The sequence below is a fragment of the Shimia sp. SK013 genome (assembly GCF_001292625.1).
GTDB lineage: Bacteria > Pseudomonadota > Alphaproteobacteria > Rhodobacterales > Rhodobacteraceae > Shimia.
On the sequence record NZ_LAJH01000017.1, the window covers coordinates 20,798 to 33,956 of the forward strand.

General features: G+C 58.0%; 14 protein-coding genes. 7 read left to right on the top strand and 7 right to left on the bottom strand.

Translation table 11 applies throughout. The features are described 5' to 3' along the window. The first annotated feature begins 28 nt into the window (after positions 1-28). Positions 29-1,420: a 2-isopropylmalate synthase gene (locus SHIM_RS15230; RefSeq protein WP_054003538.1), complete on the top strand. Its 1,392-nt coding sequence runs from the start codon at positions 29-31 to the stop codon at positions 1,418-1,420. A 67-nt stretch (positions 1,421-1,487) separates the two neighbouring features. On the opposite strand, the gene SHIM_RS15235 is transcribed toward SHIM_RS15230, so the two are convergent. Next, positions 1,488-1,985: a lactoylglutathione lyase family protein gene (locus tag SHIM_RS15235; RefSeq protein WP_054003539.1), complete on the bottom strand. Its 498-nt coding sequence runs from the start codon at positions 1,983-1,985 to the stop codon at positions 1,488-1,490. 98 nt (positions 1,986-2,083) lie between these two features. Here SHIM_RS15235 and SHIM_RS15240 point away from each other — a divergent pair, with 98 nt between their 5' ends. Continuing rightward, a complete protein-coding gene (locus SHIM_RS15240; RefSeq protein WP_054003540.1) occupies positions 2,084-2,992 on the top strand; it encodes a LysR family transcriptional regulator in 909 nt (302 codons plus the stop codon). Positions 2,993-3,002: 10 nt separating this feature from the next. On the opposite strand, the gene SHIM_RS15245 is transcribed toward SHIM_RS15240, so the two are convergent. Further along, positions 3,003-3,662, bottom strand: a complete 660-nt coding sequence (locus tag SHIM_RS15245) for an SDR family NAD(P)-dependent oxidoreductase (protein WP_342585518.1) — start codon at positions 3,660-3,662, stop codon at positions 3,003-3,005. A gap of 386 nt (positions 3,663-4,048) precedes the next feature. Here SHIM_RS15245 and SHIM_RS15250 point away from each other — a divergent pair, with 386 nt between their 5' ends. Together SHIM_RS15250 and SHIM_RS15255 are read left to right on the top strand one after the other, a co-directional pair. After that, positions 4,049-4,405: a cupin domain-containing protein gene (locus tag SHIM_RS15250; protein WP_054003542.1), complete on the top strand. Its 357-nt coding sequence runs from the start codon at positions 4,049-4,051 to the stop codon at positions 4,403-4,405. Positions 4,406-4,418: 13 nt separating this feature from the next. Continuing rightward, on the top strand, positions 4,419-5,996 hold the full coding sequence (locus SHIM_RS15255) for a 2-isopropylmalate synthase (protein ID WP_054003543.1): 1,578 nt from the start codon (positions 4,419-4,421) through the stop codon (positions 5,994-5,996). 177 nt (positions 5,997-6,173) lie between these two features. On the opposite strand, the gene SHIM_RS15260 is transcribed toward SHIM_RS15255, so the two are convergent. Next, the gene (locus SHIM_RS15260) at positions 6,174-6,593 is read right to left on the bottom strand and encodes a DUF4345 domain-containing protein (RefSeq protein WP_054003544.1); all 420 of its coding nucleotides are present in this window, start codon (positions 6,591-6,593) and stop codon (positions 6,174-6,176) included. A gap of 126 nt (positions 6,594-6,719) precedes the next feature. Here SHIM_RS15260 and SHIM_RS15265 point away from each other — a divergent pair, with 126 nt between their 5' ends. The 3 genes from SHIM_RS15265 (at position 6,720) to SHIM_RS15275 (ending at position 8,879) form a co-directional block, all read left to right on the top strand. After that, a complete protein-coding gene (locus tag SHIM_RS15265; protein ID WP_054003545.1) occupies positions 6,720-7,316 on the top strand; it encodes a TetR/AcrR family transcriptional regulator in 597 nt (198 codons plus the stop codon). A 221-nt stretch (positions 7,317-7,537) separates the two neighbouring features. After that, positions 7,538-8,092: a sigma-70 family RNA polymerase sigma factor gene (locus tag SHIM_RS15270; RefSeq protein ID WP_054003546.1), complete on the top strand. Its 555-nt coding sequence runs from the start codon at positions 7,538-7,540 to the stop codon at positions 8,090-8,092. 76 nt (positions 8,093-8,168) lie between these two features. Next, positions 8,169-8,879, top strand: a complete 711-nt coding sequence (locus tag SHIM_RS15275; RefSeq protein WP_054003547.1) for a glutathione S-transferase family protein — start codon at positions 8,169-8,171, stop codon at positions 8,877-8,879. Between the two features lie 3 nt (positions 8,880-8,882). On the opposite strand, the gene SHIM_RS15280 is transcribed toward SHIM_RS15275, so the two are convergent. The 4 genes from SHIM_RS15280 to SHIM_RS15295 form a co-directional block, all read right to left on the bottom strand. Next, positions 8,883-9,596 (bottom strand): ZIP family metal transporter, encoded by a 714-nt coding sequence (locus SHIM_RS15280; protein ID WP_054003548.1) that lies wholly within the window; start codon positions 9,594-9,596, stop codon positions 8,883-8,885. A gap of 174 nt (positions 9,597-9,770) precedes the next feature. Beyond that, entirely contained in the window at positions 9,771-11,702 is a 1,932-nt protein-coding gene (locus SHIM_RS15285; protein WP_054003549.1) for a beta-galactosidase, read from the bottom strand. Further along, positions 11,699-12,556, bottom strand: a complete 858-nt coding sequence (locus SHIM_RS15290) for an SMP-30/gluconolactonase/LRE family protein (RefSeq protein ID WP_054003550.1) — start codon at positions 12,554-12,556, stop codon at positions 11,699-11,701. Before SHIM_RS15290 ends, SHIM_RS15285 begins: the two co-directional genes overlap by 4 nt. Further along, a complete protein-coding gene (locus SHIM_RS15295) occupies positions 12,553-13,158 on the bottom strand; it encodes a 2-dehydro-3-deoxy-6-phosphogalactonate aldolase (protein WP_054003551.1) in 606 nt (201 codons plus the stop codon). Before SHIM_RS15295 ends, SHIM_RS15290 begins: the two co-directional genes overlap by 4 nt. Between the last annotated feature and the right edge of the window lies 1 nt (position 13,159).

Here is a 13,159-nt window from a genome sequence, read left to right on the forward strand (position 1 = left end):
CAGTAACAGGCAACATGGGACGAAATTAATGCGCAGAACTCAGGCACTTACACTCGCCATCCTGCTGGCCGCCGCACCCGCCATTGCACAGGACAGCCAGGTTCTGACCAAACAATACGACGAAGGCGGCGTCTATGAAGGCACCTTCAAGGGCGGTCTTCAGCACGGCACTGGCACCTATCGCCTGCCAAACGGCTACGAATATACCGGCGCTTGGGTCGACGGAGAAATTGTCGGCCTCGGCACCGCCCGCTTCTCTAACGGCTCGGTCTATGAGGGCGAATTTGCCAAAGGAAAACCCCACGGTGCCGGCAAAATCACCTTCACCGACGGGGGCACCTACGAAGGCACTTGGGCCGAAGGCAAAATCACCGGACAGGGCGTGTCGATTTACGCCAACGGCGTGCGCTACGAAGGGGATTTCCTGAACGCGGTACACCACGGCCACGGCACCATGCTCTCCCCCAACGGGTACCGCTACGAAGGTGGCTGGATCGATGGCGTCAAAGAAGGCCTTGGCCGCGTCACCTATCCGGATGGCACCATTTATGACGGCCAGATCGCCGCTGGCGAACGTGAAGGCACCGGCGAATTGACCATGCCGGACGGGCTGACCTATCAAGGCACGTGGGCCGCAGGCCAGATCGAAGGCGACGGCACACTGACCCAACCCAACGGCGACATCTATGTCGGCCAGTTGTCGGGCGGTCAACGTCAGGGCCAAGGTCAGGTCACATATGAAAACGGTGATACCTACGTCGGCGCGTTCGAAGCCGACCAGCGCCACGGCCAAGGCACGTTTAATGGCGAAGACGGCTATGTCTATGTCGGCAGCTGGGTGAACGGCCGCATCGAAGGCGAAGGTCAGGTGACTTACCCTGACGGATCAGTCTATTCCGGCGCATTTCGTGACAATTTGGCGGACGGTCTTGGCATGATCACCTACACCGACGGCTCCACCTACGAAGGCGGCTGGAAGGCTGGCGTGATCGAAGGATTTGGCAAAGCGATTTATGCCAACGGATTGGTCTATGAGGGCGAATTCAAAGCCGCCAAAAACCACGGCAACGGCGTGATGACTTATGCCGACGGCTACCGTTATGACGGCGCATGGGCCAACGGCCAGCGTCACGGTGTCGGCACGGCCACGTATTCCGACGGCACCGTCTACACCGGCAATTTCGTAGACGGCCAGCGCGACGGCATCGGCGAAATCGTCATGACTGACGGGTTCCAATACGCTGGCGAGTGGAAAGGCGGCGAAATCGACGGCGTCGGCGTTGCAACCTATGCAAATGGTGACATCTACGAAGGCACGTTCAAAGCCGGAAAACGCCAAGGCGAAGGCACCATGAAATACGCCAGCGGCGAAGAAGCCACTGGCGAGTGGGAAAACGGCTCTTTGAACACCGACGGCTAAGGCCCGGTTTGCCAAAGCACTGGGGGCCGCTTAGGCCCCCAAAGTAACCGCCTTTCTAAAAGCGCGCCTAAGCATACGCGCCTTTGGAATAAGTCAGCTCATAGCTGTGGCTATAAAGCTCAAAGACAATCCCGAACGGATCTTCGACATAGACCATGCGGTATGGCTTTTCGTCGGGGAAATACTCCCGCACCGGCATCCGTTGCTTGCCGCCCGCTGCCACGATCTTGGCCAACAGATCCTCAAGGTTCGGATCCTGAATGGCAAAGTGAAACGTGCCGTGCTGACGATAGTTCAGGTTCTCGGCAGGCGCATTATTGCCCTCAAATTCAAAGATCTCGATGCCAACGCGATCCGCCGTCGCCAAATGCGCGATCCGCAGCCGGCCCCAGCCTGCGCCAAACACATCCGTGCACATCTGACCAATATCGCTGTCGTCTTCGACAATCTCGGTGGGCTCCATAATGACGTAAAAGCCAAGAACTTCGGAATAGAATTTAACGGCTTGGTCCACATCCGGCACTGACAGGCCGATGTGGGAAAATGTACGGGGGGTGGGCAACATGGGATTTTCCTTTCTCTCTGATGATTGAGATATAGCTGGACGTGCGTCACATTAAAAATTATCATATTGTATGTTTGTAATAACGATTTGAAATCAAAATGCTAAACGCAACCTGGCTCGACACTTTCACAACACTCTGCGACATCGGCCACTTCACCCGCACCGCAGACCGTCTTGCCATGACGCAACCGGGTGTTTCCCAGCATTTGCGCAAACTCGAAGCCCAAGTCGGCCAGCGCCTTATAACACAAAGCGGCAAGTCTTTCTCTCTCACCCCCGCAGGCGAGGCCGTCTTGCAATTGGGCCAAACACGGCGCGCCCAAGAAGCCGCCCTGCGCGACAGTCTGACCGCGGATGATCCTTCCTCCGGCACTGTCAGCCTCGGCTGCTCCGGCAGCTTTGCCATGTGGGCCTATCCGCTCATGTTGCAGAAAATGCATGACGCACCTGAACTGGTGTTGCGTGTCACCGCCGCGCCACAAACCAGCGTCATCGCTGATGTATTGTCAGGCACGTCCGACCTTGGTGTTGTGGCGCAAAACCCCAGCCATCCCCGCCTTACGGCCACCCGCCTCGCCCGCGAAGAGCTCTGCCTTGTGCTGCCAAAAGACTTCGCCCCCGACACGCTGTCTTTCGCCGCTCTCAACGCCCTCGGCTTTGTTGCCCACCCCGACGGCGCCGCCTATGCCGACGAACTTTTTGGTGCCAACTTCCCGTCCGAGTATGCCGGCGCCGACCGCCTCAGGCTGCGCAGCTTTGTCAATCAAATCGGGCAAATCCCGATTCCTGTTGCCCAAGGCCTCGGCTACACCATCTTGCCGCGCACCGGCGTTCAGGCCTTTGCACAGGCCGACAAACTCGCGGTCGCCTCCCTGCCTGAACCACAGTTTCACGACCTTTGGCTAATCTCCCGTCCGGGCCGCACCGACTTCGCCCGCATCCAAGCCATCGCCGCCTTGATCACGCAAGCCGCCGCAACTCTGGATCAACACCGGACCCAATCCTGATCCCCCAAACTCACCACGCCACCGGCACCCCTGAATAATCAAAAAAACCGCCGCTCTCCTGCGGCTCCAACACATCCAACACATCCAAAAGCCGTTCCGCGCTGATTGCGGCGCTTAACTTGTCTCGCCCTTGATAGGCTTTGGTAAACGCTGTCTCCACAGTGCCAGGATGCAAAGCCGTGCACACCGATTGCCGATGCGTGCGCGACAACTCGATCGCGCCCGTCTTAATCAGCTGGTTCAGCGCCGCCTTTGAAGCCCGATAGGAATACCACCCACCCGAACGATTGTCGCCAATCGAGCCGACCCGCGCCGACAACGCTGCAAACACACCCCGTTTGTCGCGCATCAAAAGGCGCGGCGCATGGCGCAACACCAACGCAGGACCAATCGCATTGACCGCAAACTGTCCCGCCAATTCTGCCGCCGACACATCGCGCAACGATTTTTCCGGTTGCGCCCGCGTGCTCACCAAAGCGCCCGTCGCCACAAAAATCAGATCAAACTTGCCCTCCAAAGCCGCAAGGCCCTGCTCCGCCGCCTCCGGCCGAAGCACATCAAACCCGTCCCGCCCCCGCGACAGCCCAACCACCTCCGCGCGCCGTCGTCGCAATTCCGACGCAACCGCCGCGCCAATACCGCCACTGTCTCCAACCACCAAAGCCCGCATCACATCCCCCAAAACTCAAATCAAATACGCGCAAGCCATCCCGCTGGATCAGCCGCGGCTTTTTGTTCCTGAAATACCTCGGGGGAGCCCGAGCTTGCCTCGGGCGCTGGGGCAGCGCCCCTTAAGCTTAAAGCCTGCCTTGAGCCGCCAAACGCTGCCCCAAATACATCACGCGAAATTCTGCTTTTCATTTACCAAACGGCATGTATAAATCCCGTCCATGATCAAAAGCACACATATCGCATTGACCGAGCGCCTTCCGGCGCCCTTTGCTCGTGGCATTGACCTACTCCTAATCCGCCTCTGAGCGCGGCCTTCTCGGCGCGCGTGCTCAGGGGACATGATTACGCGCCGCATTCCCGCGAACCGAGATTAGGACACACACCATGCACAAGATAAACCTCGCTGAAAAACTATCGCAGTTTTCCAGTCACTGGGACCCGCATGTCATCGCCAACTACAATGGAAATGACGTGATGGTGGTCAAATTTCAGGGCGCGTTTCTGTTTCACAAACACGACGACACCGATGATTTCTTTCTGGTGCTCGACGGCGCTGTGACGATGGACTACGACAACGCCCCTTCCGTCACCTTCGGCCCCGGTGAACTGCTCATCGTGCCCCAAGGCCAAATCCACCGCCCCCGCGCCGATCAAGAAGCCCGCGTGCTTCTGATCGAACCCAAGGGCGAAGCCAACACTGGGGACAGCGGCCTCGCGCCTGCCCCAAAACCGCATATCTGATAGGACGAAACCAATGACCACTACCACTGACCAAGACCGCGTCGTTATCTTTGACACCACCCTCCGCGACGGCGAACAAAGCCCCGGCGCCACCATGACCCACGACGAGAAACTGGAAATCGCCAGCATGCTTGACGACATGGGCGTCGACATCATCGAGGCGGGCTTCCCGATTGCATCCGAAGGCGACTTCAACGCCGTCTCCGAGATCGCCAAAAACTCTGTGAACTCCCGCATCTGTGGTCTGGCGCGTGCCAATATCACCGACATCGACCGCTGCTGGGAGGCCGTGAAACACGCGGCCAAGCCCCGCATCCACACCTTTATCGGCACCTCGCCCCTGCACCGCGCCATTCCTAACCTCACGATGGATGAAATGGCCGACAAGATCCACGAGACTGTGACGCACGCCCGCAACCTCTGTGACAACGTGCAATGGTCGCCAATGGACGCCACACGCACCGAATGGGATTACCTCTGCCGTGTGATCGAAATTGCCATCAAAGCCGGTGCCAGCACCATCAACATCCCCGACACCGTCGGCTACACCGCCCCGATGGAAAGCGCCGAGTTGATCAAGAAACTGATCGAAACCGTGCCCGGCGCGGACGAGGTCATCTTTGCCACCCACTGCCACAACGATCTTGGCATGGCCACGGCCAACTCTCTGGCCGCCGTCGCTGGTGGCGCGCGCCAGATCGAATGCACCATCAACGGTCTGGGTGAACGCGCGGGCAACACCGCGCTCGAAGAGGTCGTTATGGCGCTCAGGGTGCGTAACGACATCATGCCTTGGTCCACCGGCATCGACACCACCAAGCTGATGAACATCTCGCGCCGCGTCGCGACTGTGTCGGGCTTTCCGGTGCAGTTCAACAAGGCCATCGTCGGCAAAAACGCCTTCGCGCACGAGTCTGGCATCCACCAGGACGGCATGCTCAAGAACAAGGAAACCTTCGAGATCATGCGCCCCGAGGACGTGGGTCTCGCCGGCACCTCCCTGCCGCTCGGCAAACACTCCGGCCGCGCGGCGCTGCGCGACAAACTTGAACAGCTTGGCTTTGAAGTGGGCGACAACCAACTCAAAGACATCTTCGTGCGCTTCAAAGACCTCGCAGACCGCAAAAAAGAGGTGTTTGACGACGACATCATCGCGCTTGTGCGTGTGGGCGTCGGCGAGGACGAAGACGATCATCTACAGTTGGTCAGCATGAAAGTTGTCTGCGGCACCGGCGGCCCGGCCGAAGCCACCGTTGAGATGGAAATCGACGGCAAAGACGTCTCCGCCACCTGCGAAGGTGACGGACCGGTTGATGCCACGTTCCGTGCAATCCGTGAGAACTTCCCCAACGGGGCACATCTGGAGCTCTATCAGGTGTCCGCGGTGACCGAAGGCACCGACGCGCAGGCCACTGTGTCTGTGCGCCTTGAGGAAGACGGCATCATCGCCACCGGCCAATCCGCCAACACCGACACGGTCGTGGCTTCGGCCAAAGCCTACATCCACGCGCTCAACCGCCTGCTGGTGCGCCGTGGCAAAGTCGGCGAAGGCGCCGACACCCGCGAGATTTCTTACAAAGATCTCGCCTGACCCAAACCAAGGCCGCCTCACAGGGCGGCCTTTTCTTTCGGGTCTGTCCGAATGGGGTTGGCAAATAGGACCGGTCAATCGCTGCGGTCAAAAGCGTAAGTCTGCTTGGCAGGTTAAAGCTGACCTCCAAATCAATCGAGTAGTTGCCCGCTATCAGGATTTCTCATCCTTGATTGCCTATGCGTCCCGTTTTCCAGACGCCACCAGCCACCAAGCAAGCAGCGGAAAACCAACAAGTTCAAATGCCAGTGACGGGGCAATCGCAGCGCTAAATATTACTTCAGTGTCCATGGCGCTTAGTCGAAACAGACCCGCGACTGCAGTCATAGCCGACAGAATAATCAAGGTTGAGCGAAGATTGCGCAATGCGAAGCCGCCAGCCACGAACACAGCACCGACGCCAAACCAGACCCCGCCAATGAACCGTATGTGGCTGTCTTGGGCATGGAATGCTGCGGCATCTGTGATTGAAACGAAATCACGCGTCGATTGCCATCCCAGTGTCTTTATCCCGCCTAAGCCTACATTTAGTCCTAGTAAGATGATCACAGTCCCAACGATCACAACCACCGAATTCAGTAATTTTATCTTGTTCATTTCACTTTCCCTAAATGCGAACCCTGTGGGCGAATAATATTTGGAACGCGTTCTATATTAATGAAGCCTTGACAGGGCAAGCATTATTTGGGACGCGTACCAAAATAAATCTGAGAGGGCCTAACCATGGCTAGAACCGCTGGCAGGCCTCCCCGCAGTAAGGCTGAGATTTTGGAGTTCCGATCAAAGATCGGGAAGCACGCGCTTGAGATTTATCGTGCAGAAGGCTTCGAAGCGGTTTCAATGCGCCGTTTGGCCAAGGCGGTCGGATGCGCTCCGATGACAATTTACGCACATTTTGACGGCAAGACGGATATTCTACGATACCTTTGGGCAGACGTGCTTACGGACATGTCTAGTGACATCGCGGAAAAGCTAAAGTCGGTCGCGGGTCCGAGTGAGCGGCTGCAGTCAGCATCTCACTCCTTTATCGCTTACTGGATCGATCACTCTGATCATTTTCGACTTGTCTTTATGTCTAACGACGTAACGCGGGCGGATGTCAGTACGTTCCTTATGGGCGAAGATACCTTAGCACACTTCTTGATGTTTTCGGATTTGATCCGAGAGGTTCACCCTGAAGAACATGACGTTAAAATGAGCACTGACACACTCATATCTGGATTAATCGGTATCGCTCTTTGCATGAATACCATGCCTGACTACCCATGGGCCGACGCGACCTCGATGACCAACCAACTCCTATTGAGCATCATCGTGTAAACCAATTCGCAATTTGAGGAAAAGCTGACATTCGTGCACGGCGCAGCATCAGTAGCTTTGGGCTCAAACCCGCCATTCGCCGCGGTCTTGCCAATGCCTACTTCTAGGATCGGCTTGTTCAACACCAAATGCGGACATAACCAGTCTTTTCGACCAACCGCACAGTGCCCCACGCCCACCGCCCATTGAAACCTGCCCCCAAAAACCCCACTCCTACTCCCATGAGCACCGCACCCGATCTCACCGCCGTCTGGTCCGCTTACCGCGACCGGCTCAAGGCCTTCCTGCACGCCCGCATCGCCAATCCGGCCGATGTGGACGACCTGCTGCAGGACATCTCGATCAAGGCCTTCACCGGCCTGCCCGACTTGCAGGACCACGCCAAACTAAAACCTTGGCTCTTCCAGACCGCCAACCGCGCCATCATTGACCACTACCGCGCCAATGCACGTGGCAAAGACATCGACCCCGGCGATCTGTGGTACGTCGAGGACGATCCGGTCGTCCGCCACGACCTCGAGGGTTGCGTCACGCCGTTTATCAACGCGCTCCCTGCCGACACCGCGCAGATGCTGACCGAGATCGACCTCAACGGCATGTCGCAACGCGACTACGCCCAAGCCCACGACATTCCCTATTCCACGTTGAAATCCCGCGTCACCAAAGCCCGCACAGACCTGCGTGACCTGTTCGAAGGCTGCTGCAAATTCACCATGGACAGCCGCGGCAACCTCTCGGAAATGGAAAGAAAATCAACTGGTTGCAGCCGCTGCTAAAATAATCCTCCAAATCTTTCGTCTTTTTCCCGTCCCGCCCGTCTTACTTAATGAAAGACAGCAAAGGACGTTCCCAATGATCAAAATTGTCAGCTTCACCATCTGCCCCTTCGTGCAACGCGTCACCGCCTTGCTTGAGGCTAAAAAGATACCCTACGACATCGAATTCATCTCGTTGTCGGACAAACCACAATGGTTCCTCGACCTCTCCCCCACCGGCCAAGTGCCGATGCTGGTAACCGAAGGCGGCACAGCCCTGTTTGAAAGCGATGCCATCATCGAATACATCGACGACATCTCGCCCCCCCTGCAGGCCGACCTGACGCCCGAAGACCGCGCCATCAACCGCGCGTGGTCCTATCAGGCGTCCAAGCATTACCTCGTGCAATGCGGCACCATGTCCTCCAAAGACCCTGCCACATACCAAGAGCGCACCCGCAAACTGACCGCCGCCTTCGCGCGTGTGGAAAAACAGTTGGGCGATGGTCCGTTTTTTGCGGGCGACACCCTTGGCAACGTCGACATCGCGTGGATGGTGCTCCTGCACCGCGCCGCCATTGTCGAGGCGCATTCGGGCTTTGATATGCTTACGGGCTTTCCGAAAACCAAAGCGTGGCAACAGGCCATGATGGACACAGGCATTCCGCAAAAAGCCGTGTCGGCAGAATTTGCCGCGAAATTCGCCAACTTCTACCTGTCCGACACCACTTGGCTCGGCCGCGGGGCCAACACCAACGAAGCTCCTTGCGCGCCCGCCAAAGCCTCTAGCGGGGGATGCTGCGGCTAAGGTTCAGCCAATAACCATGTCGCCCGCCAGCCCCAAGGCAAATCCAGCCACGGCGCCAAGCGCGGGCGACCAGGTGCCCTTTTCGTATGCTTCTGGCGCGATGTCCTGAAAAATCAGATACAGAATGCCGCCGGCCGCGAAAATCATGATCCCGCCCAGTGTTGCGGGGTCATTCGCCAAAAAATGAAAGCCAAGCGCCGCGCACAGCGGCCCCAATCCAGCCAAACCAACAAACATCAGCAAAACCAACCACGCGGGCGTGTGGCCTTTGGCCCAAAGATCGCGAAACGCGCCAAATCCCTCGGGCACGTTTTGCAAAAACATCATCGCCGCCAACAACTTTGCCGTCGCGGCTTCGGTCACCAGCAACGCGCCAAGCGCCATGGCTTCGGGCAAAAAATCAAGCAACATCGCCAATAACAACGCGCCATTTCCACCCGCCTTGGCCAGCCACTTGTCGATCGCATAAAATGTAATGCCGCCTCCGACCAACAAAGACACCGCCCAGTGCACCGGCAGGGTTTCGGCCCCCTTTGGCACCAAAACCAACGCCACCGCCGACAACAGCGCACCGCCGCCAAACGCTGTCACGCCTTTGACAAACCGCGCCTCCACCCGCGCGTCTCGTATATGCTCAATCCGCGCGAAAACGCCGCCCAACGGCATCGCCAGTCCAGCAAAAAGCGCCAATATCAAAGCATGTGTCATCGCATCCATATCGCCAGCCTAAGACAGCTGACCGCGTGGTGCGACCTTCTTCTGCGTGTCAGGCAGCAGCGGCAAAAACGGCACCGTCGCTATACATCCGCGATACCGACGCAATACCGCCAACGAAAAAAGCGGCTCCGACCGGAACCGCCTTCGTAATTTCCAACCGATTTTCGAGACCGCTCAGCTCATATTGCTCTCAGCAACAAGGTCGCCACCATTGCGCACGACAACGCCACACGCCCCGACCTGCTGGCCGTCATACGTGATCTCATGCGCCTCATAGTTGATAAGGAACTCCAGGTCCCCCAGCATCCGGCGGCGCAACCCACCTGACATCCTGTGGACCTCAATCCCTGTTGCCTCGGCAACCATGCCGACAATCCGATCAAACAATATCTCATCTGGGAAGCCGCCCAGATACCACCGGTTGCCTTCGGCCATCAAGACGGGCACGCCATTTTCCAGCGACATCAATGCTTTGGCAGACCCCGAAAGTCGTTCGCACCAATGGTCCACGGTGCCACCGCCATCCACTGCCATGCCCGCATTCGGCGGCAAGCTTTCGATCAACTCGACCCGCGCATCCAACCCCGGCACACCGGGACGCCCGCCGTCAGGAATGCGGAATTCAGGCGTGATTGCGCCTGTGCGCGGCCCCAAAACCGCCACGGCCCCAGCCGCGTCTATCGCCTCGACCAGCGTAGGCTCCAGCGTCGCCAGACCCGGTGCAAACACCGCTTTGTAGCCCGCGAAATCACGACAATCGCTGTTCACAATGTCCACTGACAATCCAGCGCGCCGCAACGCCCGGTACGTTGCAAACACAAGCCGGAAATAGTCAAACCCTGCCCCTTGCGGTTGCGTGTGCCATGCCCAGTCAGAGGCATAATCAAACACGATTGCCACGGGCGCCTGTGTGGTCTTCGTATCGCCAATTTTCTCAGCGATTTCAGCCGCCTGACGCGCCTCCGCCATTCCAGGCGCCTCTTGGCGGTCTGGGGTCAACAGACCCGCATGCATCATTTCTTGCGCCATCGGTGCTTGCCGCCAGCGGAAATAGCTCACGACTTCCGCCCCATGCGCAAAGGCTTCCAGCGACCACAACGCCACCATTCCCGGTAGCGGAGCAGGGTTAAAAGGCGCCCAATTCACCGGCCCGGGCTGTTGCTCCATCACCCACCAGCGGCCTTTGCCTACGGCGCGATAAAGGTCATGGTGAAACGCCTGCATGTCCGGGTCACCTTGGCGCAAATACCGCGCTTTATGATCATCCGACGCTTCAAGACGGTCCGACAGGAAACCAATCGGATAGCTGTCCCAACTGGCAATATCGAGGTCCGCACCAACATCGAAATGGTCAAACTCCAGAATGCGGCCCATATAGTTGTGGATCAGCGGCGCGTCGGTGTTGACCCGCAAAACATCAACTTGAACCTTGTTGAACAGCGTCACCTGATCACTGGAAAACCGCCTAAAAGCAAGGACATGGCTTGGATTTGGCTCGGTCACTGTCAGATTAGGCAGATCAATATCGGCAAAGTCGAAATACTCCATCGACCAAAAGATATTGCCCCATGCTTCATTGAGCGCCTCAATTGTTTCATATCGCGCACGGCACCACGCCTGAAACGCAACCTTGGCCGGCTCGGAATAGCTGACCGTCGTGTCGTGACAGCCGTATTCATTGTCCGTTTGCCACGCGACCACATGCGGGTTTGGCCCATAGCGTTCCGCGAGAATGCGCGTAATCCGCGCACTTTCGTCGCGATATCCGACATGGCTGAAACAGTAATGCCGGCGCGACCCGAACTTGCGCGGGTTACCGTCGGCATCCACTGCGAGCATGTCGGGATGCTTGTCGATCATCCACCGTGGCGGAGTCGCCGTTGGCGTACCCAGAATGACCTTCAAGCCAGCATCACCAAGCACATCAATCGCACGATCCAGCCACTCGAGAGTCAGGACGCCCGGCTTGGCTTCCATTCGGCTCCAGGCGAACTCGCCAATCCGCACCCAACGAATGCCCGCAGCCATCATGTCAGCTGCGTCCTTCTCCCAGATGTCTTCGGGCCAATGCTCGGGGTAATAACAGACCCCCAGATCCTTACTCATAGGATTACCTTGTTCTCAGCTTGCCCTTGGGCGACCGCGTCTTCCACGAAAACCATGCCGTTTTCCGGTTCTGTCTCAAGCACGTCTGCCGACAGCCCTTCGGCCGCAGTGGTGCAAAAGAGCGTCGTCAAATCCGCCCCGCCAAACGCAGGGCATGACGTGTGACGCCCGCCAAATTCAACCGCGCGCACAAATTGGCCGCTCCCATCATAAGCCGCCACGCGGCTCGCGCCCCATTGCGCAATCCAGATCGTGCCGTCCGCATCAACCACCGCGCCATCCGGGTTCAAGCCCTCCGCTTTGGTATCAACATGCACGAACGCCTCGCCCACGGGCCAGCCGTCAGGGTCCATCTCCCAGCGCATCACTTGGCCGGTCAGCGTGTCCGCATAATGTGCCCATTTGCCGTCCGGCGAAAAACAGATTGCGTTGGTGATCGTCACATCCGCCACCAGCTTGCGCAACTCGCCTTTGTAATAGCGATAGATCGCGCCTGCCTTGGCCTCGGCACTTTTGCCCATCGTGCCAATCCAGAACCCGCCAAAGGGGTCCGCGCGCCCGTCGTTGGACCGCGTGTCCGGATTGTCGGCTTCCAGCGCGACCAGATACTCCTGCTCACCGCTGCTGATTGTGAATTTCCAGAGCGCGGTTTCACTGGCAAGGATCAGCGTGTCCACATCCACCCAGCCAGCTGCCGAGACGTGTTCGTCAAATTCCCATTCCCGATGGTCGCCTTTCACCTGCGTCATGAGCTTGTTGCCCAAGATATCAAACCAGAACAACTGCTCCCGCTCCGGATGCCACAACGGCCCTTCGCCCAATTCACAGACGCGGGTGTCAAACACATAACTCATGGAAAAACCTTATCATATGCGGTCACAATTTCATCGGCCCTGGCCCGCACATCAGCCGCGCTCATACCAAGTTTATAGATAGCGGACCCGATCCCGAACCCGTCAGCACTCGCGGCGCCCCATTGGTCGAAATTCTCCGGGCCAGCGCCGCCCACGGCGTAAACCTGCGTGCCACTGGGCAACACCGCCCGAAGCGCTTTCATGCCCCCCGGCCCGGCCATATTTCCCGGAAACAGCTTCAGCCCTGTCGCGCCTGCCTGCAACGCTGAAAATGCCTCGGTCGGAGTGAAAATTCCCGGCCAGCTTTCCATGCCCAAAGCCTTTGTGTGGGCAATCACCTCTGGATCGCAATTGGGTGACACAATCAGCTTGCCGCCCGCGTCGTGCACGGCCTCAACTTGGGCCACAGTCAACACCGTGCCCGCGCCGATCAACGCGCGACCAGCGTTGTCTTTGACCAAACGCCGGATGCTTTCCACCGCGTCTGGCGAGTTCAGCGGCACTTCGATCTTGGTGATGCCCGCTTTCATAATTTCATGTGCAATCGGCACAACTTCGTCCGGGGTCACCCCCCGCAAAATGGCAATAATCGCCCGGTCCATA

Coding starts and splice junctions, on each gene's coding strand:
- SHIM_RS15285 (WP_054003549.1), bottom strand. CDS start 11,702: ATGAGTAAGGATCTGGGGGTCTGTTATTACCCCGAGCATTGGCCCGAA.
- SHIM_RS15295 (WP_054003551.1), bottom strand. CDS start 13,158: ATGGACCGGGCGATTATTGCCATTTTGCGGGGGGTGACCCCGGACGAA.
- SHIM_RS15275 (WP_054003547.1), top strand. CDS start 8,169: ATGATCAAAATTGTCAGCTTCACCATCTGCCCCTTCGTGCAACGCGTC.
- SHIM_RS15240 (WP_054003540.1), top strand. CDS start 2,084: ATGCTAAACGCAACCTGGCTCGACACTTTCACAACACTCTGCGACATC.
- SHIM_RS15235 (WP_054003539.1), bottom strand. CDS start 1,985: ATGTTGCCCACCCCCCGTACATTTTCCCACATCGGCCTGTCAGTGCCG.
- SHIM_RS15270 (WP_054003546.1), top strand. CDS start 7,538: ATGAGCACCGCACCCGATCTCACCGCCGTCTGGTCCGCTTACCGCGAC.
- SHIM_RS15255 (WP_054003543.1), top strand. CDS start 4,419: ATGACCACTACCACTGACCAAGACCGCGTCGTTATCTTTGACACCACC.
- SHIM_RS15230 (WP_054003538.1), top strand. CDS start 29: ATGCGCAGAACTCAGGCACTTACACTCGCCATCCTGCTGGCCGCCGCA.
- SHIM_RS15260 (WP_054003544.1), bottom strand. CDS start 6,593: ATGAACAAGATAAAATTACTGAATTCGGTGGTTGTGATCGTTGGGACT.
- SHIM_RS15250 (WP_054003542.1), top strand. CDS start 4,049: ATGCACAAGATAAACCTCGCTGAAAAACTATCGCAGTTTTCCAGTCAC.
- SHIM_RS15290 (WP_054003550.1), bottom strand. CDS start 12,556: ATGAGTTATGTGTTTGACACCCGCGTCTGTGAATTGGGCGAAGGGCCG.
- SHIM_RS15245 (WP_342585518.1), bottom strand. CDS start 3,662: ATGCGGGCTTTGGTGGTTGGAGACAGTGGCGGTATTGGCGCGGCGGTT.
- SHIM_RS15265 (WP_054003545.1), top strand. CDS start 6,720: ATGGCTAGAACCGCTGGCAGGCCTCCCCGCAGTAAGGCTGAGATTTTG.
- SHIM_RS15280 (WP_054003548.1), bottom strand. CDS start 9,596: ATGGATGCGATGACACATGCTTTGATATTGGCGCTTTTTGCTGGACTG.